At 67.4% G+C, this 21233-nt stretch carries 16 protein-coding genes; 10 read left to right on the top strand and 6 right to left on the bottom strand.

Annotation, left to right across the window (positions count from 1 at the left end; all coding sequences use genetic code 11):
* The first annotated feature begins 92 nt into the window (after window positions 1–92).
* A complete protein-coding gene (locus AC1DR1_RS14760) occupies window positions 93–242 on the top strand; it encodes a hypothetical protein (RefSeq protein WP_229993095.1) in 150 nt (49 codons plus the stop codon).
* Window positions 239–1399 carry a N(5)-(carboxyethyl)ornithine synthase gene (locus AC1DR1_RS14755; RefSeq protein ID WP_476967009.1) on the top strand — a complete coding sequence of 387 codons (1161 nt, stop codon included), beginning with the start codon at window positions 239–241 and terminating at the stop codon, window positions 1397–1399. Before AC1DR1_RS14760 ends, AC1DR1_RS14755 begins: the two co-directional genes overlap by 4 nt.
* Before the next feature lie 115 nt (window positions 1400–1514).
* Here the strand turns inward: AC1DR1_RS14755 and AC1DR1_RS14750 are convergent, their stop codons facing one another.
* On the bottom strand, window positions 1515–2888 hold the full coding sequence (locus AC1DR1_RS14750) for an MFS transporter (RefSeq protein WP_476992800.1): 1374 nt from the start codon (window positions 2886–2888) through the stop codon (window positions 1515–1517).
* Window positions 2889–3029: 141 nt separating this feature from the next.
* Here AC1DR1_RS14750 and AC1DR1_RS14745 point away from each other — a divergent pair, with 141 nt between their 5' ends.
* Window positions 3030–3884, top strand: coding sequence for a LysR substrate-binding domain-containing protein (locus tag AC1DR1_RS14745; protein WP_229993092.1), 855 nt, complete (start codon window positions 3030–3032; stop codon window positions 3882–3884).
* Between the two features lie 266 nt (window positions 3885–4150).
* Window positions 4151–4519 carry a hypothetical protein gene (locus AC1DR1_RS14740; protein WP_476992799.1) on the top strand — a complete coding sequence of 123 codons (369 nt, stop codon included), beginning with the start codon at window positions 4151–4153 and terminating at the stop codon, window positions 4517–4519.
* Window positions 4520–4706: 187 nt separating this feature from the next.
* Here AC1DR1_RS14740 and AC1DR1_RS14735 read toward each other — a convergent pair whose 3' ends face one another.
* Both AC1DR1_RS14735 and AC1DR1_RS14730 read right to left on the bottom strand, forming a co-directional pair.
* Window positions 4707–8261 carry a bifunctional proline dehydrogenase/L-glutamate gamma-semialdehyde dehydrogenase gene (locus AC1DR1_RS14735; RefSeq protein WP_476992798.1) on the bottom strand — a complete coding sequence of 1185 codons (3555 nt, stop codon included), beginning with the start codon at window positions 8259–8261 and terminating at the stop codon, window positions 4707–4709.
* 250 nt (window positions 8262–8511) lie between these two features.
* Entirely contained in the window at window positions 8512–9975 is a 1464-nt protein-coding gene (locus AC1DR1_RS14730) for an amino acid permease (RefSeq protein WP_476992797.1), read from the bottom strand.
* A 142-nt stretch (window positions 9976–10117) separates the two neighbouring features.
* Here AC1DR1_RS14730 and AC1DR1_RS14725 point away from each other — a divergent pair, with 142 nt between their 5' ends.
* The 5 genes from AC1DR1_RS14725 (at window position 10118) to AC1DR1_RS14705 (ending at window position 15043) form a co-directional block, all read left to right on the top strand.
* Window positions 10118–11068: a LysR family transcriptional regulator gene (locus AC1DR1_RS14725; RefSeq protein ID WP_229993088.1), complete on the top strand. Its 951-nt coding sequence runs from the start codon at window positions 10118–10120 to the stop codon at window positions 11066–11068.
* A gap of 89 nt (window positions 11069–11157) precedes the next feature.
* Window positions 11158–11586: an aspartate 1-decarboxylase gene (gene panD / locus AC1DR1_RS14720; RefSeq protein ID WP_229993087.1), complete on the top strand. Its 429-nt coding sequence runs from the start codon at window positions 11158–11160 to the stop codon at window positions 11584–11586.
* 160 nt (window positions 11587–11746) lie between these two features.
* Window positions 11747–12673, top strand: a complete 927-nt coding sequence (locus AC1DR1_RS14715; RefSeq protein ID WP_229993086.1) for an AEC family transporter — start codon at window positions 11747–11749, stop codon at window positions 12671–12673.
* 56 nt (window positions 12674–12729) lie between these two features.
* Window positions 12730–13857, top strand: a complete 1128-nt coding sequence (locus tag AC1DR1_RS14710) for an FAD-dependent oxidoreductase (RefSeq protein ID WP_364748722.1) — start codon at window positions 12730–12732, stop codon at window positions 13855–13857.
* 88 nt (window positions 13858–13945) lie between these two features.
* Entirely contained in the window at window positions 13946–15043 is a 1098-nt protein-coding gene (locus tag AC1DR1_RS14705) for a GmrSD restriction endonuclease domain-containing protein (RefSeq protein WP_476992796.1), read from the top strand.
* 38 nt (window positions 15044–15081) lie between these two features.
* Here AC1DR1_RS14705 and AC1DR1_RS14700 read toward each other — a convergent pair whose 3' ends face one another.
* From AC1DR1_RS14700 to AC1DR1_RS14690, 3 genes are all read right to left on the bottom strand, one after another.
* Window positions 15082–17709 (bottom strand): trehalase-like domain-containing protein, encoded by a 2628-nt coding sequence (locus AC1DR1_RS14700; protein WP_476992795.1) that lies wholly within the window; start codon window positions 17707–17709, stop codon window positions 15082–15084.
* A 157-nt stretch (window positions 17710–17866) separates the two neighbouring features.
* Window positions 17867–18118, bottom strand: a complete 252-nt coding sequence (locus AC1DR1_RS14695) for a LacI family DNA-binding transcriptional regulator (protein ID WP_229995039.1) — start codon at window positions 18116–18118, stop codon at window positions 17867–17869.
* Between the two features lie 147 nt (window positions 18119–18265).
* A complete protein-coding gene (locus AC1DR1_RS14690) occupies window positions 18266–19591 on the bottom strand; it encodes a right-handed parallel beta-helix repeat-containing protein (RefSeq protein ID WP_229995040.1) in 1326 nt (441 codons plus the stop codon).
* A 292-nt stretch (window positions 19592–19883) separates the two neighbouring features.
* Between AC1DR1_RS14690 and AC1DR1_RS14685 the strand changes: the two genes are divergently transcribed.
* Window positions 19884–21200 (top strand): ABC transporter substrate-binding protein, encoded by a 1317-nt coding sequence (locus AC1DR1_RS14685; protein WP_476967004.1) that lies wholly within the window; start codon window positions 19884–19886, stop codon window positions 21198–21200.
* The last annotated feature ends 33 nt before the right edge of the window (window positions 21201–21233 follow it).

Below are 21233 nucleotides of genomic sequence, written 5' to 3'. Positions count from 1 at the left end.
CCGCGCTCCGCGCCGCTCCCAGGGCTCCTATTAGGTAGCTACCTGTATCGTCAGAAGTCAGGAACCTCTTCGGTTCCGCTACAGGAGCAATCATGGCTGACAAGTCCCCCCGTCAAGCAGCATCCAAGAAATCCGGCAAATCCATCAAGGAAAAGCGCGCTGACAAGAGGGCCGCTTCTGCGCCGGCCAGCTCCCTGGACAAGGTGACCGCCACAAAGACGGCGAGCCCCAAAAAGAAGTGACCGGTTCCTCGAACCACCTCACCCTCGGCATCCTCGCCAGCACACGCAAACCGGATGAACGACGCCTCCCCATCCACCCCTCGCACCTGGACCGCATCGCGCCGGAAATCCGGGAACAGCTGATCCTCGAGGAAGGCTACGGCGAGCGCTTCGGCCTTTCCGACGCCGAGCTCGCGCCCCTCGTGGGGCGCATCGCGCCGCGACAGCAGCTGCTGGCGGACGCCGACGTCGTCCTGCTGCCCAAGCCGCAGCCCGAGGACCTGGCCGAACTCCGGGACGGGCAGGTCCTCTGGGGCTGGCCGCACTGCGTCCAGGACCGGGCCATCACCCAGCTGGCGATCGACAAGAAGCTCACGCTCATCGCCTTCGAGGCCATGAACCACTGGGCCAGCGACGGCGGCTTCGGCCTGCATGTCTTCCACAAGAACAACGAACTCGCCGGCTACTGCTCCGTGCTGCACGCCCTGGCACTGACCGGTTCCACCGGAGACTACGGCCGCCGGCTGAGCGCCGTCGTGATCGGCTTCGGGGCCACCGCCCGCGGCGCCGTCACGGCGCTGAATGCCCACGGCGTCCACGATGTTCAGGTGCTGACCAACCGCGGGGTCGCCGCGGTTGGCTCGCCCATACACTCGGTCCGGATCGCGCAGTTCGACCACGACGACCAGGCACCCTTCCTGAGCGAGGTCATTACCGAGCGCGGGCGCGTGCCGTTGGCGCCGTTCCTCGCCGGCAGCGACATCGTGGTCAACTGCACGCTGCAGGACCCCAACGCGCCGCTGACCTACCTGCGCACCGAGGACCTGGCCGCCTTCCGGCCCGGCAGCCTGATCGTGGACGTGTCCTGCGACGAGGGCATGGGCTTCAGCTGGGCGAAAACCACCACCTTCGCCGAGCCGATGTTCCAGGTGGGCCACCACATCGACTACTACGCCGTGGACCACAGCCCGTCCTATCTGTGGAATTCCTCCAGCTGGGAAATCAGCGAGGCGTTGCTGCCGTTCCTCGAGACCGTGGTCGCCGGCCCCGGGGCCTGGGCGGAGAACGAGACCATCCGCCGCGCGATAGAAATCCGCGACGGCGTGGTCCTCAACCCGGACGTGCTGCAGTTCCAGCAGCGGGAGCCGGAGTTCCCCCACCGCCCCCTGGCGCCTTAGTACTGCCGCACCTCTCCCGGTTTTCCGCGACGAAAAAGGACAGCCGCTGCGTGGATCCACGCAGCGGCTGTCCTTTTTCGGTGCGGAAACCGGCGTGGAAACCGGTGCGGAAAAGCTAGGGCGTGGCGGCTGCCGGCCGCCCGCCATCGTTCCGGACGATCCGCAGCAGCCGGCGCCGGTCCTTCAGGTCCACCTTGAGCATGAGCTGCCCGCGCCGGGCGAGCACGACGCCGACAGTCGCGGCGGCCAGCATCGGCACGCCCCCGGAAACCAGGACAGCGGTGTGCGGGTTAGCGTGCTCGGCCAGCCAGCCCATCATTGGCCCGCCGATTGCCTGGCCGCCGATCAGCACCATGATGTACAGGCTCATGACCCGCCCGCGGATGGCCAGGTTGGAGCTGACCTGGACCAGCTGGTTGGCGGCGGTCAGGAACATCAGGCACCAGAACCCGGCCAGCACCATGGCCGCGCCGAACCACACCATCGACGGCGCCAGGGAAGCCAGGCACAGCATGAGCCCGTACATCCCGGCGCCCAGGACCACCGAGCGCAGCCGCAATGCTCGCCGCCGGGCCGAGGTGATGGCACCGGCCAGCGCACCGAGCGCCACGAGGGTGTTGAGCAGCCCGTAGCCGCCGGCACCGGCGTCGTACACGTGGTCGGCAAACGCGGCCAGCAGCACCGGCAGGCTCATCGCGAACACGGCGATGAACCCGGCCATCAGCCAGGGCCAGTAGATGGTGGGCTTGCTGAGCGCATAGTCCAGCCCTTCCCTCAGCATGCCCCGGCGCTTGGCGACCGGCGTGCTGACATGCAGCTGGTCCTTGCGCAGGCTCAGGAGCATGGCCACCGTGAAGCAGCAGGCCACCGCGTTGGCGGCAAAGGCCCAGCCCGCACCCACGGCGGTCAGCAGGATCCCGGCGATCGCTGGACCGATCAGGCCGCCGAGCTGGAAGATCGTGGAGTTCACGCTGATCGCGTTTCGCAGGTAGCCGGGGCCTACGAGTTCGTTGACGAACACCTGACGGGCCGGCTGGTCCAGCACTGTCACGAGGCCCAGCACCAGTGCGATCGCGTAGACGTGCCCCACCTCGATCCTCTGGCTGAGCGCCAGGACGGCAAGGGCCGCGGCCAACGCGGCTGCCACCGACTGGCACAGCATGAGGATCTTCCGCTTCGCGAAGCGGTCCGCCATCATGCCGGCCCACGGGCCGAGGAACAGGGACGGCAGGAACTGCAAGGCCACGGTGATGCCGACGGCGGTGACGGAACCGGAGAGCTGGAGCACCAGCCAGTCCTGGGCGATCCGCTGCATCCAGAGCGCAATCACGGCGACGAAGTGCCCGATCGCGAAGATGCGGAAGTTGCGGACCTTCAGCGAAATGAATGTGTGGCGCCAGGGCAGGCGCTCGTTGACGACGGCGAGTGGTTGGGTGATGGTGTCCGGCAGGGAAGCTGCGTTCGCCTCTAGCGGCGGAGGGGGTGCCACGGAAAAGTCCTCAAATGAGCGGGTGAGCGGGATGGACTTAACGCTAGGCTGGCCCCAAGAGATTATGGAAGCCTATTCCAGGCATAACTCGCATTACAAAACGCAATGCGGTGTTTGCTGAACCCGATCCGGGAGACCCCGATGTTCGAACCCGCCCAGCTCCGCTCGTTCCTGGCCGTGGCCGAAACCTTGAGTTTTACCAAGGCCGCGGAACGCCTTGGCCTGGCCCAACCCACCGTCAGCCAGCACGTCCGCAAGCTGGAGGCCGCCGCCAAGCGGGTGCTGATTGCCCGGGACACCCGGGATGTGCGTTTGACCGACAACGGCGATGCCATGGCCGGGTTCGCCCGAAGCATCCTCTCCGCGCACGACTCCGCCGCCCGCTATTTCTCCGGATCCGCCATGCGCGGGCGCCTGCGCTTCGGCACGGCCGACGATCTCGCCATCACCGGGCTGCCCCGCATCCTCCGGGAGTTCCGGCAGATCTACCCGCAGATCAACCTCGAGCTGACGGTGGGCCAGAGCGACCAGCTCTACAAGCGCCTCAACGCCGGTCAGCTGGACCTCGTCTTCGTGAAATGGGTGGCGGGGGCCAAAGACGGGACCGTGGTCCAGCAGGACGCCTTCGCCTGGGTCGGCCTGGAGCAGACCGCGCTGGATCCGGCCGATCCTGTTCCGCTGATCGCCTATCCCTCCCCCAGCCTGAGCCGGAAGCTGGCGATCGACGCCCTTGAGGCCACGGGCCGCACCTGGCGGATCACCTGCACCACGCGGCAGATCAGCGGCGTGCTGGCCGCCGTCCGGGCCGGCATTGGGGTGGCGGTCATGCCTTCCTCCCTGGTGCCGGAGGACTTGAAAATCATCACCCGCCGCTTCGATCTGCCGCCCGTGGGCGACGTCGATTTCACGCTCATCCGCAACCCGCTGGCCAATACCGAGGTGATCGATGCCCTCACGCAGGCGATCGTTGGCCGGACCCTGAAGCGCCCGGCCTGAAGCGCCCGGCCTGAAGCGCCCGGCCTGCTGCCCTGGCGGGCCGCGTCCCGGCGCGGATCCTTCCACGGTACTTACGGGACGGACTACCCGGACGGGAGCAGTACTTACTTGACCATTGAACGGTGCAGGTACTTCATCTATCCTGTCACTACTTACGATCAACCGTTCGAGGTCAAGAAGTGGCCCGCGACAACGATTCGAAAAACGAACGCTGTCCGTCGCTGATGCCGTGTGGCTGGCGCCGGAGCGTTCGGGATAGGCCGCCAATGATGCCAGCCATTAACCACCCCCGATTGTCCACTCCCCACGCGCCCAAGGCCGCCCGTCCGGGAACCGCGCCGGCGCACCCCGCAGCGGCCATGCACCACCCGGGCACAGCATTGCACTCCAGCCTTGGCCACCGGGACATTCACCCGGCCACCCTGGCGGATTCCGACTATGTTGCCAGTCCGTTCTGCGAACACTGCGGCACGGACGAGTTCATTTACCTGGAGACCTTCGTCCCGGCCACGCACCGAAGGGACGGCTCCGTCAGCAAGCTCGGCGAAGTCACCTACTTCTGCTCGGGCTGCGATGACTTTTCCGCCCACGCGGTCCCGGCTTCGTGGGCGCCGCCGGGCTGGTACTTCGGCTAAGCGGCACGGCGTCTAACGCCCCGGCGCTCGGCGCCGTCACTGCCACTTACACTGCCACCACCGCTGCCGCCGCCACTGACACTGCGCAGCGCGGCCCCCTTTAACGCCGTCGCCGCCGTGCCGCACCTGACGGTGCCTGCACGGCGGCGATGGCGTTTTAGCACGCCCGGGCTAGACGACTAACTGCCTAGATAAGGGCGTCCGAGATGTGGTTGGGCGTCCCGAATCGGTGCGCCGTGATGCTGATGGCCTGCTCGTGCAGGAACGGCAGCAGCTCCACGCGTCCGGCTTCCGTGACGGGGTGGACATACACCGCCAGGTCCGGACGGCCGCCCGTGGCCTCGGACAGTGCCTTGGCGTCCCCGCCGATCAGCCGGATCCGGGCGCCGGAAAGCTTGCCCGCCGCGGCGAGCGTGCCGGCGGAAGCGAGCCATTCGGCGTCGTTCTCAACAGTGGCGGCGATGCCAAGCCCGGACAGGACCGCGCGCAGCTGGGCGGGCAGTTCGACGGCGGTGGAGATCGTCAGGTCGGACCCGGCCAGGACGCCCGCGGCGACGGTCCGGACCAGGCCTGCCAGCGGCTCGCCTTCCGAGAGGCGGACGGTGACGGGCAGGGCACGGTAGCGGAACACGTTGCGCTCCGCGCTCAGGCCCGAGACGTCCTTCGCGGTGCCGAACTCTTCGGCCCAGGCACGGGCGTCGGAGGCGAGCGCGCGCTGCAGCGGTGCGAGTTCGTCGGCTGTCAGGAAGCCCTTGGCCGCGTCCTCGATCCGGCGGACGCCGGAGTGGGCGGGAGCAGTGCCCGGCGTGCCGGCGGCGGTGCTGGGCTTGCTGACCCATTCGCCGAGGCCGACGAGGTAGTTCGGCCCGCCGGCCTTGGTGCCGGCGCCGACGGCGGATTTCTTCCAGCCGCCGAAGGGCTGGCGCTGGACGATCGCGCCGGTGATGCCGCGGTTGACGTAGAGGTTGCCGGCCTGGATGGTGTCCAGCCAGATCCCCAGCTCATCGGTGTTCAGCGAGTGCAGGCCCGCGGTGAGACCGTATTCGATCTGGTTCTGGATCGCGATGGCCTCCTCGAGGGTCTCTGCCGTCATGACGCCCAGGACCGGGCCGAAGAACTCGGTGAGGTGGAAGTAGGATCCGCGGCGGACGCCTGAGCGCACGCCGGGGCTCCAGAGCTTGCCCGTATCATCGAGCTTCCGCGGCTCAACGGCCCAGGTCTCGCCCTCGCCGAGGGTGGTGAGGGCGTTCAGGAGCTTGCCCTTGGCGGGCTCGATGATCGGGCCCATCTGGCTCGCCGGATCCTCCGGGTAGCCGACCTTCAAGGAGGTGACGGCGTCGATCAGCTGGTTGTGGAAACGCTTCGATTTCGCCACGGAGCCGACGAGGATCACCAGCGAGGCGGCGGAGCACTTCTGGCCGGCGTGGCCGAACGCGGAGTACGCGACGTCCTTGGCCGCGAGGTCCAGGTCCGCGCTCGGGGTGACGATGATGGCGTTCTTGCCGCTGGTCTCGGCCAGCAGGGGCAGGTCCTTGCGGAAGGAGCGGAACAGCTCGGCGGTCTCGTAGCCGCCAGTCAGGATGACGCGGTCCACGGCCGGGTGGGAAATCAGCTGCTGGCCCAGTTCCCGCTCGCCCAGCTGGACCATGGTGAGGACGTCGCGGGGAACGCCGGCCTCCCAGAGGGCCTCGATCATGACCGCGCCGCTGCGGCGGGCCTGCTTGGCGGGCTTGATCACGACGGCGGAGCCGGCGGCGAGGGCGGCCAGGGTGGAGCCGGCCGGGATGGCGACCGGGAAATTCCAGGGCGGCGYCACGACGGTGAGCTTGGCCGGAACGAAGGTGGCGCCGTCGACGTCGTCGAGTTTGCGGGCGGACTCGGCGTAGTAGTGCGCGAAGTCCACTGCCTCGCTGACCTCGGGGTCGCCCTGGTCGATCGTCTTGCCGGTCTCGGATGCCATGACCTCGAGGAGGTCCGCGCGGCGGGCCTCGAGAACGTCGCCGGCGCGGTGCAGGATTTCGGCGCGCTCGGCGCCGGAGAGTGCGCCCCAGGCCTTGCCCTTCTCGACGGCGGTGTCGATGACCGTGTTCAGGGTTGCGGCATCGTTGATCGTGGCGGCCTCGACGGCGGCGTTGCCCAGAGCCGACGTAGCCACGCGGCCCAGGATGGCGCGGCCCCAGTCGCGGTTCACGGGCAGCGACGGATCAGTGTCCGCGGTGTTCTCGAAGGAGTCGTGCGGCAGCGGCGCGGCCGGGAGGGCGCGGTTCTGCAGGCGGTTCGGGGCCGGGACCACGTCGTCGAGCTTGACGAGCGAGGCGAGGAAGCGCCGCTTCTCACGCTCGAAGAGGGACTCGTTTTCGCTGAGTTCGAAGACGGCGGACATGAAGTTGTCCTGGCTGGCGCCCTCTTCGAGGCGGCGGATCAGGTAGGCGATCGCGACGTCGAACTCGGCGGGATGGACCACGGGCGTGTAGAGCAGGAGGGAGCCGACGTCCTTCTTGACGGCTTCGGCCTGGCCCTGGGCCATGCCGAGCAGCATCTCGAATTCGATGCCGGACTCCACGCCGCGCTGCTTGGCCAGGAGCCAGGCGAAGGCGATGTCGAAGAGGTTGTGGCCGGCGACGCCGATCCGGATGTTGCGGATCCGGTCCGGGTGCAGCGAGTAGTTGATGACCCGCTTGTAGTTGGTGTCCGAGTCCTGCTTGGTGTTCCAGGTGGCGAGCGGCCAGTCATGCAGGGAGGCTTCGACCTGCTCCATCGGCAGGTTGGCGCCCTTGACGACGCGGACCTTGATGGCGGCGCCGCCGTCGGCGCGGCGGGCGGCGGCCCAGTCCTGCAGGCGGATCATGGCGGACAGGGCATCCGGGAGGTAGGCCTGGAGCACGATGCCGGCCTCAAGGTTCTTGAACTCGGGCTTGTCCAGGATCCGGGTGAAGACCGCGATGGTCATGTCCAGGTCCTTGTATTCCTCCATGTCCAGATTGATGAACTTCGCCTTCTGCCCGGCGGCGGCGTAGGAGGCGGCGCGGGTGAAGAGCGGGGTGAGCTTCTCCACGACGTGCTCCACGGCCTCGTCGAAGGCCCACGCGGAATGCGGCGCCACTGTGGAGGAGACCTTGATCGAGACGTAGTCGACGTCGGGCCGGGACAGCAGGGTGTGCGTGCCCTCGAGCCGGCGGGAGGCCTCGTGCTCGCCGAGGACTGCCTCGCCAAGGAGGTTGACGTTGAGCTTGATGCCGTCCTTGCGAATCTTGGCGATGGCCGGACCCAGCTTGGCGTCGGTGGCGTCGACAATGAGGTGGCCGACCATTTCACGCAGCACCCGGCGGGCGACCGGGATGACGACCTGGGGCAGGACCGGGGCCATCGTGCCGCCGAGGCGGACCGCGCTGCGCATGTGCCAGGGCAGGAACGCCGGGACCTTGGGGGCCAGTGCGGCGAGGTTGCGGGCGGCGACCTGCAGGTCTTCGGGACGGACGACGCCGTCGACGAAGCCGACCGTGAAGTCCAGGCCGTTGGGGTCCTTCAGGACCCCGGCGAGCTGCTCGGCCGAGGCGTCGACGGGCACCTTTGCGGCTTCGGTGAGCCAGTGGCGCACCAGCGCGATGGTGTCCTCGGCGAGGGCTGCGGCCTCAAGGACCGAAGAGCCTTCCGAAACGGCGGCGTGCGTGGCTTCGTTGCCTGCGGCGCTGCCTGCTGCGTTTCCGGTGATTGCGCCGGGCTCCGTGGAGATGTTGGTCATGGCTGGAACTCGTTCTTTCTCAAAATGTGGACCTCTTATGAATCAGTATGCGACCGGATTTTCATAAGATAAAGCGAAGTTTTCTGAGCAATACCGGTTAGAAAAACCGAAGCTTTGTTTTCCCGCCCGAACGTTCGGAAACCACCCCGAAACCTTAAAAACCCGTTGCGCTATCACTTCAGGGCCTTAAGACGTGTGAAGCACCGGGAATGGGAGCCATAAGTGATAGCGCAACGGGGAGGTGGGGTGGTTACGGCAGGGGGCGGTGCATCTCCACGATCTCCTCGTGCCGCGGGCTGTCCGGGTTCATTAGCGAGTTCTTGCGGCCGTAGCTGAAGTAGATGATCAGGCCGATCACGAGCCAGACGCCGAACCGCAGCCAGGTCTCCCAGTGCAGCTGGAACATCAGGAACAGCGAGGCAAACACACCGAACGCCGGAACCAGCGGCATCAGCGGCAGGCGGAAGGTCCGCGGGGCGTCGGGTTTCTTGTAGCGGAACACGATCACCGACACGCAGACGACGACGAACGCGGCCAGGATGCCGATATTGGTCAGGTCTGCCACGGCCTTGATCGGGAGGATGCCTGCCAGGACTGCGGCCCCGAGACCGGCAATCCAGGTCACGCGCTGCGGTGTGCCGTGCTGGTCCGTCTTTGAGAACCAGCCGGGCAGCAGGCCGTCGCGGCTCATCGAGAACCAGACGCGGGTGACGCCGAGGAGGAAGGTCAGCATCACCGTGAGGATGGACAGGACGGCGAAGACGGAGATGATCGTCGCGATCACCGGCAGCCCGACGCTGTTGAACGCGGAGGCGAAGCCGGCCTTGGGGTCGATCTCCGTGAAGTTCTGCATGCCGGTGAGCACCAGGGTGGCTGCGACATAGAGCAGCATGGCGATGATCAGCGAGAGGATGATCGCCTTCGGCATGTGCTTCTTGCCGTCGGTGGCCTCCTCCGCGGCGGTACTCATGGCGTCGTAGCCGAACACCGCGAAGAACACCGTGGCGGAACCGGCGACCACGGGACCGAAGCCGCTGGGGAAGAACGGGTTGTAGTTGTTGGTGTTTACGTAGAAGACGCCCAGGCCGATGATGAACAGGATCAGCAACACCTTGATGCCGACGGCGATCAGCTCGAAGCGTCCAAAGGTCTTGGTGCCGCGGGAGAGGATCCAAGTCACCAGCAGGCAGACGAGGATCGCGGGAAGGTTGATGATGCCGCCCGTGCCCTCATCCGGCGTCGAGGTCATCCAGGCGGGCATATGGATACCGACGCCGGAGAGGAACGCGTCGAAGTAGCCCGAGATGCCGATGGCCACCACGGCCACGATGGCGATGTACTCCAGCAGCAGGTCCCAGCCGATAAACCAGCCGATTATCTCGCCGAGGGCAACGTAGCCGTACGTGTAGGCCGAGCCTGCCCGCGGGATCATGCCGGCGAACTCGGCGTAGGACAGCGCCGCGGCGGCGGATGCCAGGCCGGCAATCAGGAATGAGATGAGCACGGCCGGGCCGACTCCGGGCTCGGTCTCGCTGCCGTGGGCCACCAAGCCCGCCAAAGAGAAGATGCCGACACCGATAATGCCGCCGACGCCGATGGCCGTTAACTGCCAGAGCCCCAGGCTCTTGTGCAATCCGCTGTGCTTGTTTTCTTCTTCAATGTCGTCGATGGGCTTGCGCCGCATGATCGACTGTGCCGAATCCTGTGTAGCCATCAGGGCCTCCTGCTTAGGTGTGATGCCCATCAATCCACCCTGTGATGGGCGTTACCGAGTGACAACAGTATGCAAGGCTGATTGCATTAGATAAAGTGAATTCTCTTAACGAATAACCATCAGAATTCACAAAGGAATAGCGATGCTTGACGTCCGGCGTTTGCGACTGTTGCGCGAACTGAAGATCCGGGGCACGTTGGCCGAAGTGGCCGAAGCGCTCCAGTACAGCCCGTCGTCAGTCTCACAGCAGCTGGCCCTCCTTGAGAAGGAGGCCGGAGTGGAGCTCCTGCGCAAGACCGGGCGCCGGGTGCAGCTGACGCCCCAGGCCGAAGTCCTGGTGGCCCACACCTCCCAGCTCCTGGAGACCCTGGAGCAGGCGGAGGCGGACCTGGCCGCGTCGCTGACCACGGTCACAGGTACAGTGCGGATTGCGGTCTTCCAGTCCGCCGCGCTGGCACTGATGCCGGACACCCTGACCAGGATGTCCTCCAGCTACCCGGAAGTCCGGGTGGAAATGACCCAGCGGGAACCGGAGACCGCCCTTCACGAGACATGGGCCCGCGACTTCGACCTTGTGATCGCGGAGCAGTACCCGGGCCATGCCGCCCCGCACTACGCCGAACTGGACCGCGTGGCCCTGACCCGCGACGCCATCCGGCTCGCCGTTCCGCCCGCTTCGACCGGGCGCGACGCCATCAGGACGCTGGCCGATACCGCCGGGCTGCCCTGGGTGATGGAACCGCGCGGAGCGGCCTCCCGGCACTGGGCCGAGCAAGCCTGCCGGAGCGCCGGCTTCGAGCCCGACGTCCGCTTTGAAACCGCCGACCTGCAGGCCCAGATCCGGCTGATCGAATCGGGAAATGCGGTGGCCCTGATGCCCGACCTCGTGTGGACCGGCCGTGGCACCAGCGCGCAGCTCCTGGACCTGCCCGGGAATCCGCACCGGACAGTGTTCACCTCGGTGCGGCGATCGAGTGCCAGGCGGCCCGCCCTGCTGGCAGCACGCGAAATCCTGGCGGTAACGGCGGCATCAATCGTGCCGGCGGCCGCTGCCGGCGCCCTCGATCCGGCCCACGAGGACCGGCCCGCGTGACTGCCAGCATGGTTGCACGCGCGGACAGGCCCGCGCGTGTGCGGTGGGCCACAGCGCGTGCGGTGGCCCCGCGTTAGACTGGTGACGTTATGAATCGCACAATATTCAAATCCAAGATCCACCGCGCGACGGTCACGCACGCGGACCTTCACTATGTCGGTTCCGTCACCGTGGACCTGGATCTGCTGGAAGCGGCCGACATCCTTCCCGGGGAGCTCGTGGCGATTGTCGACGTCACGAACGGCGCCCGGCTTGAGACTTACACGATTGCCGGCGAGCGCGGTTCCGGCGTGATCGGCATCAACGGCGCCGCCGCCCACCTGATGCACGAGAACGACATCGTCATCCTCATTACCTACGCCCAGATGACCACGGAAGAGGCGAAGGCGTACAACCCCAAGGTGGTCCACGTTGATCAGGACAACAAGATTGTCCAGATCGGCAACGACCCTGCGGAGGGCATGACCCCGGGCCTCCTGCGACCGCCGCACTCGCTCAATAACGCCGCGCTCAACTAGCGGCAGCCGCCCCACCCCCGCCTCCCGAGCGCCGCAGCAGGCGTGCGCAAGGCGCGGCAGCACGCCGTCGTGCGTAATAGGACGGTCTGCGGAATAAAGCTGATTACTCTGGAACGGTGACCCTTACCCGCTGCCCTCCCGCCCCGCTGCGGAGAACCGCGTGCTAGGGGTATTGGCAGGGTTCTTTGTGGTCTGGGTCATCATCCTGGTCGGCATGTTCGTAGGCCGGCGCAACATCCTGGGCGAGAACGCGCGCTCCGTCCTCAGCGCCCTGACGTTCTTCGTCGCCAGCCCCGCCCTGCTCTTCGAGACCCTCAGCAAGGCGAAACTCCACGACGTCTTTGCCGCACCGCTGCTCGTGACGGCAGTCGGTGCGGTGACGACGGCGGTCCTGTTCTTCGGCATTGTGCGCTTCGCCCTCAAGCGGCCCGTGCCGGAAGCCCTCATCGCCTCCATGAGCGCGTCCCTGGCCAACTCGGCCAACCTCGGCATTCCCATCGCCGTCTTCGTGCTCGGCGATGCCAGCTATGTGGCACCCCTGCTCATCTTCCAGCTGGCCTTCTTCACGCCCCTGTTCCTCATGGCATTGGATGCCACCACCAGCTCGCACCGCACCACGCCGCTGGGGTTCGTGCTCATGATCCTGCGGAACCCGATGATCGTGGGGTCCGGGCTGGGTCTGGTCGTGGCCGGAACCGGCTGGCAGGTACCGCCGCTGATCATGGAGCCCATCCACCTGATCGGCGGGGCCGCCATCCCGGCCATGCTGATCGCCTTCGGCATGAGCCTGAACGGCTCCAAGCCGCTGCAGGCGGCGGCCGGCCGCCGGCTGGACACGCTGCTGGCGAGCTGCTTCAAGCTCATTGTCCACCCGCTGGTGGCCTACCTGTTTGCCCGCTTTGTCCTCGGCATGCAGGAGCAGGCGCTGTTCGCCGCCGTCGTCACGGCAGCCCTGCCCACTGCCCAAAACGTGTTTGTTGCGGCCAGCCGCTACCGCACCGGCGTCACAGTAGCCAAGGACACCGTGTTGATCACTACGGTGGTAGCTGTCCCGGCCATGATCGGCGTGGCCCTGCTGCTGGCCTGACCCGTCTGGCCTGACCTATCTGGGCGGGCCGGGACCACACCCCGGAGGAGGAACCCTTGAAGACAACTTTGGACACCGTGGTCATCGGCGGCGGAGCGATGGGCTCCGCCGCCGCGTGGGCGCTGGCCCGGCGCGGCCGGGACGTGACCCTGCTGGAGCAGTTCGGGCCCGGCCACCGCAACGGGGCTTCCCACGGCACAACCCGGAACTTCAACCCCGGCTACGCGGATCGCGACTACGTGGCCATGCTGGCCGAGGCGGCACGGCTGTGGCGCGAGCTGGAAACGGACTCCGGCGCGCGGCTGCTGGCGCGCACCGGCGTCGTGAACCACGGCGCCGATCCGCGGCTGCCCGAGGTCCGGAATGCGCTGCTTGCCGCCGGGCTCCGGGCGGAGTTCCTCTCCGCCGAGGAAGCCGCCGAGCGCTGGCGGGGCATCCGGTTCGAGACGCGCGTGCTGCACATGGCGGACGGCGGCCAGCTGAACCCGGACGCCGCGTTGCCGGCGCTGCAGCGCCTCGCCGCCGGCCTCGGGGCCGAGATCCGCCATCATGTGAAGGTCCTGGAGCTGGAAGTGCTCGACGACGGCGTCCGGCTCACCGTGGAGTCCGGCGGCCGCACGGAGGTGCTCTCCGCCAGGCAGGCCGTTGTCACCGCCGGCGGCTGGACCACGAAGCTGCTGGCCGGCGTTTTGCCCCTCCCCCGGCTGACGGTCACCCAGGAACAGCCCGCGCACTTCGCCATCGCAGACGACGGCGCCGTGTGGCCGGGGTTCAACCACATGCCCGGCCGCGGGGATGCGTACGCGTACTGGCGGTCCCCCGTCTATGGCATGTCAACGCCGGGCGAGGGCATCAAGGCCGGATGGCACGGTGTGGGCCCGGTGGTGGACCCGGACCGGCGGACGTTCGCTCCGGAGCCCGAACAGCGGGCAGCCCTGCAGCGCTACGCCCGGGACTGGCTGCCCGGCGTCGACCCCGACTCCCTCACCGACATCAGCTGCACCTACACAACCACAGTGGATGAGAACTTTGTCCTGGACCGGATCGGCCCGGTTGTCATCGGCGCCGGCTTCTCCGGCCACGGGTTCAAGTTCACGCCGGCCGTGGGCAGGATCCTGGCCGACCTCGCCACCGGCGACGGCGGTGCGCCGGCCATCTTCTCGGCCTCCCGCCCCCGCCCCTGACGTCCCGCCCGGAGCAACGCCGGTAGGCTGGGACCGGTCTTAAGCCGCCCCACAGGCACCAGGGGCACCAGCATGAAGTGGGGAAGAATTGCTCAGCACCAAATCAGGCAGCGCCCAGTCCAACAGCACGCCATCAACAAGTGCCCGCAGCCGGACGATGGGCCCCGTCGACTGGATGGCCCGGGGCCTGGCCGGCCTGCTGCTGGTGGCGACCTCAGCGTGCGCCGGTCCCGGGGCAGTCCCCACGGCCGCTGGTGCCGGCGTTCGCCCCGGCGTGACGGCTGCCCCAGCCACTGCGTCAGCGGGCACGGACAGCGCCCCGCTGGATCCGGACACCACACCCGGTGTCGGTGTTCCCGGCGTCGGCGCCCCGCACCAGCTGCCAGCCTTTGCGAGCAAAGCCCTCGAGGTGCTGGCGACGCTGCCCGTCAAGGGCCGCGCACCCAAGACGGGCTATTCGCGCGAGCAGTTCGGCCCGGCCTGGTCCGACGTCGACCACAACGGCTGCGACACCCGCAATGACGTGCTCCGCCGCGACCTCACCGCCCTCGCGCTCAGGCCCGGGACGCGGGACTGCGTGGTGCTCTCCGGCGTTCTGGCCGACCCCTACACGGCCGCCGCCATCAACTTCCTGCGCGGCAACGCCACCAGCACCGCGGTCCAGATCGACCATGTCGTGGCCCTCAGCGACGCCTGGCAGAAGGGCGCGCAGCAGCTCAGTCCGGCACAGCGGCTAACCTTCGCCAACGACCCCCTGAACCTGCTGGCGGTGGACGGCCCGGCCAACCAAAGCAAGAGCGACGGCGACGCCGCCACCTGGCTGCCGCCGAACAAGTCCTACCGCTGCAACTACGTCGCCCGCCAGATTTCAGTGAAATCCGTCTACGGGCTCTGGGTGACCCAAGCCGAGCACGATGCCATGGCCCGGGTCCTCTCCGACTGCCCGGACGCCCTGGCCCCCACTAACCAGCAGACCTCCGCTCCAGGCCAGGCCGCGCAGGCACCGCCCGCACAGCAGCCCGCCCCGGCGCAGGTCCAGATGGCCCCCGCCCCCGCAGCACCTGCGGCGGTGACCTACGCGAACTGCGCCGCGGTCCGCGCCGCCGGCGCGGCGCCCATCCACGTCGGCCAGCCGGGGTACAGCGGCAAGCTGGACGGCGACGGGGACGGCGTCGGCTGCGAGTAGTGGCGGCCGGCCCTGCGTCCGGTCATTTCCGGTGGCGGTCAGTTCTTCTGGTGCTCGTGCAGGAGCCGGGCGCAGCGGATGAAGCCCAGGTGCGAATAGGCCTGGGGATGGTTGCCCAGGTGGGTTTCCGTGCCGGGATCGTATTCTTCCGGCAGCAGCCCCGTGGGACCGAACAGGTTCACCAACTGGTCGAAGAGGTCCCATGCCTCCTCGATCCGGCCGACGGCGATGTAGGCCTCGATCAGCCACGTGGTGCAGATGTGGAAGCCGCCCTCCAGGCCGGGCAGGCCGTCGTCGTACCGGTAGCGGAAAACGGTGGGCCCCACCCGCAGTTCCCGTTCCACCGCCGTGACGGTGGCCAGGAAGCGGGGGTCGTTGACGTCCAGCAGGCCGGAGAGGCCGATGTGCAGCACGGCCGCGTCCAGGTCCGGGCTGTCGTAGGCCACGGTGTAGGAGGACGCCGACTCGTCCCAGCCTTCGCGCAGGACTTCCTGCCGGATTCTCGCCGCTGTGGGCTCCCAGTCCGGCAGCGGTTCCCGGCCATGCCGGGCGGCCGTGCGCAGCGCCCGGTCGAGCGCCACCCAGCACATCACCTTCGTGTAGACATGGTGCCGCGGCGCCCGTCTGGCCTCCCAGATGCCGTGGTCCGCCTCATGCCAGCGGGCCAGCACGGCCGAGGCCATCTGGACCAGCAGTTCCCAGTGGTCATCTGAGAGCACGCCCTGGCGGGCGCTGAGGGCATGAATCAGCTCGGCAATCGGGCCAAACACATCCAGCTGCACCTGGTGGTCGGCAGCATTCCCGATCCGGACCGGGCGGGACCCCGCGTAGCCGGGCAGGCTCTCGATGATGGCCTCGGTGGACAGCGGCGCCCCGGTCACCGAGTAGAGCGGATGCAGCCACTCCGGGCCCGGGGCGTGGGCCAGGATCCGGCCCAGCCAGGCCAGGAAGCCCTCGGCCTCGGCGGTGGAGCCCAGGTCCACGAGGGCGTTGACGGTCATGGACCCGTCCCGTAGCCAGCAGTACCGGTAGTCCCAGTTCCGCGTGCCGCCGATACCCTCCGGCAGTGAGGTGGTGGGCGCGGCCAGCACGGCGCCGGTGGGTTCGTGGACCAGGGCCCGCAGCACCAGCGCGGACCGGCGGACCAGCGACGGCTTAACGCCCGGCAGTTGCAGCTCGTGGACCCAGCGCCGGGAATGAAGGGCGACGGCGGCGCGACGCCCGGTCTCATCCTCGGGCACCGCCGGCTGGAGTTCCGTGTCGCCGCAGCGCAGGTTGAGGACCACGGGCCCGTCCCGCAGGTCGACGTCGGCCGTGGCGGTGGCGTGCCGGCCGTCCGAGGTGATGGAAAAGGCCACCCCGGGCGCCCGAAGGGCGATGGGGTCCGCGGTGCCGACGACGTGCAGTTCCGGCCCGCGCGCCTCCATGCTGAACGGCGCATTCGCGTAGTCCGGCCGTGGCGCGAAGACGATTCTCGCCGTGCCGGTGCCGGAGAGGACCCGGACCAGGCTGGTGATGCCTTCCGGGGCCGGCTCCAGGTAGTCCGTCACGGTGACGTCGGCCCAGCGGGTTTCGACGATCATGGTGCTGTCCACGTAGCGCTGGCCCAGGACCTGGGAGGACTTCACCGGTTCCACGGAGAAGTGGCCGGCCGCATCGCCGCCGAGGAGATGGGCAAACAGCGACCCCGAGTCCGGCAGCGGGTGGCTCATCCAGCAGATCTTCGCGTCCGGCGTGATCAGGGCGGTGGAGGAGCCGTTGCCGATCATGGAGTGCCGTTCCAGGCCCACGGCGTCCTCGCCGAAAAGCCACGCCCGCCGCAGTTCGAACAGGATCGCCAGGACCCGGGCAAACGACTCCGTGTCCCGGAGCCTGTGGTTCGCCACGCTGGGCCCCTCCCCCACGCGCAGCGCCATGTCCGGTCCGCGCAGCGTTGCCATGGCCAGCTCATCGCTGGACGCGTCGCCGGCGTAGAGGGCGGCACTGACGCCGAGCACGGAGCGCAGGTGCTCCATGGCCGCAGCCTTGGACGGTTCGACGACCGAAAGGTCCAGCACTGAGCCGTCCACGATGAAGTGGAGCCCAAGGTCCTGGGCGATGTGCGAGGCCTTCCCGGTGGCCAGGGCAACGATGTCCGGCGCCGCGGACCGCGTGTGGACGGACACCGCGACGGGTTTGCGTTCGATGCTGATGCCCCGGTACGCGCCGACCGTTTCGGCGAGTGCCTGGTGGGCCTGCTGGAGCACGGACTCCGTGGCCAGCGAGAGGCTGTGGGCGTAGCCCATGTCGAACTCGGCACCGTGCGAGCCCACCAGATGTACCTCGGCGGGCAGGCGTGAGACTGCTGCGAGGTCGCGGAGGGACCGGCCGGAAATGACGGCGGCGTGCGTATTGGGCAGGGCGGCGAGCGCGCGGAGGGCGATCGCGGCGCTGGCCAGCGGCAGGGTCTCGGTCGAGATCCCTTCCGCCGCGCAGAGGGTTCCGCCATAGTTGCACGCCACCAGTAGCCCCGGGGTGCGGGCCAGGATCTTGRGCTCAGCCAGCAGTTGCGGCGTCAGCCCGTCGTCGGCGGCGTCAGTCTGCACGAAGGCCCGGAGCACGCCCAGCGGGAGGGACTTGGTCAGGAGGGCAGAGTCAGCCAAGGACTGGTTGAGCGGAGTGGGCATGCGCGGAGTCCTTCGAATAGTCCCCAATGCTGCATGAGAATCGTCCTCGGGAGGGCGTAGTTCCAGTATCCTCCTGACCCAGTTTCGCCCGGGTGTCCCGGCGGTTGCAGGTATGTAACGTCTGCTGGCCGCCGGGAACAAAACAGTGCGTTGGGAGCTAGCTGTGCTCGGCGCCCGGAGCCGTGGCGACGCTCAGGACCAGGGTGTAGTCGTGCTCGGCGAGCGCGGTCTCGATCCCGGCGATGAAGGCCGGGAAGAACGGGTCGGTTCCCAGCAGGGAAGGGTCCCGGGCCACCACCAGGCCCAGCGCATAGGCCTTTGCTGAGGACAGTCCTTTCACCCGGAGGCTCGGCTTCCAGCCGAGGTCCTTGGCCACCCTGAGGATGCGCTCCCGGGTGTCCGGGCTCACCCCGGGCTGGCCGTTGAGGGCGTAGGCACGGCACCCTTGCTGACGCCGGCCGCGTGGGCGACGTCCGGTTCAGTTGCTGCTTGTCAAGGATGGGCACTGCGCAGCCCCGGCCCGGCCGGCATCGGAGCAGCCGCCCCGCCACGCGTTTCAGCAGTTGGCTGGCCTGTATTCGTAGGTTCCCGCATCGGCCGCGCCACCGCCCTGGCAGTCGGTCTTTTGGTTGGCCGACCGCCCGTCCAGATCCATGGGGAACGGGCTGATCCCGGCCCGGTCAATGGCCGGGCTCACGCCCGAAAGGTGGAGATCGGCGGGTGCATTCACAAAGTCGGCCGGTTCGGTGGTGGAGGTGGCGCTGGGAACGATGTTGATGGGGCCGTTGAGGACGTTCCCTTGCTCCGTCCAGCCAGAGCTGTCCATCCACAGCGCGTTGCGGGCGGCTACCAGGATGTTTCCCCGGATGACGGTGGAAGCCGGGCATGACGCGTGGCAGACAAAGGCCTGGGAGTCCGGGCCGTCCAGCCATACGGTGTTGTATTCGAACGTGGTGCCGTTGGTCGGGCCGAAGGACGACGTCCTGCCGCGCGCAATCAGCCCCATGGCCTGGGAACAATTGGGGCCGCAGGTGGATCGGACGAGGTTGTAGCTAAAGGTGTTGCCGTCGGCAGTTCCGCCCCTTCCGCGCCCCAGTTCGGAGAAGACGTTGTTATCCACGGCCACGTTGTGGTGGATCCTGTTCCGGTTGCCGTTGAAGATTTCGAACGCGCTGCCGTCGTGGCCAAAGTCGTAGGACAACGCGGTGGAACCGGTGATGGTGTTGCCGGAGAACTCATTGTCGCTCCCGTTGACCAGGAAGCCGAAGGCACCCGAATCATCGGTGCACTTCACGGCTGTCGCGGTGCCGCACCGCTCCCCCTGGGTGTTGACGTTCATGATGCTGTTGTCAGCGAGTGTGTTGTTGGCGTAGCTGCCAAAGTCGGAGCCCTCGCTCACCTTGATACCCGCGGCGTTCTTGTCCGCGGCGGAATTCCGTATGGAACCGTGGTCGCCGTAGATGCTGAAGCCCGCATAGCCGCACGATTCCGTCCGCAAGCCGTCCACGGTGATGTAGTCGCCGTCGAGCCTGACGCAAGTACCCGCCAGCCCCCCGGTAACGACAGGCAGGTCGCCGCTTCCGTAGGCATTCAGGGTGATCCTGAGCCGGCTGGTGCCGCTGTTGCCGACCACAAGGCCCCCGGAAAAGACATCTCCGCGGCGAAAGCTGACTGAGTCCCCGGGCCGCAGAATGGTGGCGTTGACCATATCGAAGGTCGCCCAGGCCGATTGTGGCGATGTCCCATCGTTGGCGTCATTGCCGTCCGCGCCCACGTAATACGTGGCACCGACCGCCGCGGCCGGCGCGGATGCGCCGCCGAGCAATCCACCCAGGAACAGCAGGATGAGCAGCGTGGCGGCGGCTGTGGACTTGATCTTCATGGGTGCACCTGGGTTTTCGCCATGTATCCGCGGATCCGGGCACCACCGCCAACCGGCGGACCACGTCGGCACCCTGAGGGGCTTAACGCTAAGAGCGGGTCGGTGCTAAGTCAACGGACAAAGCTGCCCCTGGCAGAAATACAGCGAGAATGCCGCAGCGGCGCCGCCCACAGCGCCGGCCGCGGGCATCGTAATGTTCTTTTTTGCTACTTGACGTTCTTTATTGTGCGAATATGATAGCTAATTATGTGAGCTGCTTCACGCGACCCCGCATTATTTCAAAGGAGAAATTATGACCATGCACGAAGACGCACTGCTCCGGGCCTCCAGCCAAGGCGGGTGGGACCGGAGGACGCTGCTGAAGACATTCGGCGCCGGAGCAGTCGCGATGGCCGGCATTCCCCTGCTTACAGCCTGCACGGGCGGCAGCGCACCTGCCAGCAGCGGTGCCACGACGGCCACCTTCGGATCCGGCTCCTCGGACGAGGTCCCCAAGGCCGCTTACAAGGCGGTGACGGACGCTTTCCAGAAGAAGTCCGGCATCACGATCACCACCAACGTGGTGGCGCACAACGACTTCCAGAACAAAATCAACACCTACCTCCAGGGCAGCCCGGACGATTCCTTCACGTGGTTCGCCGGCTACCGCATGCAGTACTACGCCGGCAAGGGACTGCTCGCCCCGATCGACGACGTCTGGGAAAAGGTCGGCGGAAACTACTCCGACGCCCTGAAAAAGGCCTCGACGGGCGCCGACGGCAAGATGTACCTGATCCCGAACTACAACTACCCCTGGGGCTTCTTCTACCGGAAGAGCCTCTGGACGGAAAAGGGCTACACCGTCCCCACGACGTTCGATGAGCTGAAGACCCTCGCCGCCAAAATGAAGGCGGACGGCCTGATCCCGATTGAATTTGCGGACAAGGACGGCTGGCCCGCCATGGGCACCTTCGACTACCTGAACATGCGCCTGAACGGCTACCAGTTCCACATGGACCTCACCGCGCACCGGGAAAGCTGGGACCAGAAGAAGGTCAGCGATGTCTTCGACACCTGGAAGGCCCTGCTGCCGTACCAGAACCCGAACGCCCTCGGCATGACCTGGCAGGACTCGGCGAAGTCCCTCGCGGACAAGAAATCCGGCATGTACCTGCTCGGCTCCTTCCTCACCCAGCAGTACACGGACAAGGCAATCGCCGACGACATCGACTTCTTCCCCTTCCCCGAGGTCGCGATGGAAGGCCAGGACGCCATCGAGGCACCCATCGACGGCCTCCTGCTCTCCAAGAAGGGCGGCCAGAACCAGGCCGCGCGGGACTTCCTGGCCTACGTCGGCACCCCGGAGGGACAGGACGTGTACGCCTCGGTTGACTCGTCCAACATCGCCACCGCCAAGGGCGCTGATACGTCCAAGTTCACTCCGCTCAACAAGAAACTGGCCGAGGCCATCAGCGGTGCCAAGAACATCAGCCAGTTCTTCGACCGTGATGCCCTGCCCGCCATGGCCAACAACGTGATGATCCCGGCCCTGCAGTCCTTCATCAAGGACGGCACCGTCGATGTGAAGAACCTGGAAGCCCAGGCCAAGTCCCTGTACGCCGCCCAGTAGCGGCGTGCCTGGCCGCGCGTTTCGCACGCGCAA

It is taken from the genome of Arthrobacter sp. P4_F10, from assembly GCF_056401435.1.
Note: the sequence above shows the minus strand (reverse complement) of the source record. Positions and strands in the feature narration are given on the sequence as shown.